Origin of the sequence: Streptococcus sp. WM07 (assembly GCF_004570525.1) — a bacterium.
In the GTDB taxonomy this organism is placed as follows: Bacteria; Bacillota; Bacilli; order Lactobacillales; family Streptococcaceae; genus Streptococcus.
The window spans coordinates 1-462 of record NZ_SPPZ01000173.1 but is presented as its reverse complement, the minus strand read 5'-3'; the positions used below and the strand labels follow the sequence as shown (position 1 = coordinate 462).

The window sequence follows — 462 nt, the reverse complement described above, 5'->3', positions numbered from 1 at the left end:
TCTACCGTGTTGTATCAACGGATGGTAAGACTGTTGTAAATCCTGAGATTGCGAAATCTGAAGTATTGACAGGTAAAGCTGGCGATGCAATTAGCTACTCAACAGCTGCAACCTTGAAAGACTTGTATCTCAAAGGTTACAAACTTTCAGAGAACTCAACTGTTGCAGGAACCAAATACCGTGATGGCTTGACCTTCGATGGCCGTGGTGGAGTAGATGTTTATTATGTAGATGTGACAGCAATTGTTGTCCCTGTAACTCCGGAACAACCAGTTGAACCAAACAAACCGGTAAATCCAGATACACCAGATCTACCTAAGAATCCAGATCCAACAGATCCAACAACTCCAAACTATCCAACACCAGATAAGACAGACATTCTAACATTGACAGAAGAAGTTCTTCGTGATGTTCGTTACTATGTCCGTGGTAAGGATGGACAACTGACAGAAATGACGCCAG

At 42.6% G+C, this 462-nt stretch carries 1 pseudogene; it reads left to right on the top strand.

Annotation, left to right across the window (positions count from 1 at the left end):
• A pseudogene (locus E4T71_RS09950) lies at positions 1-462 on the top strand (hypothetical protein); the annotation flags it as partial.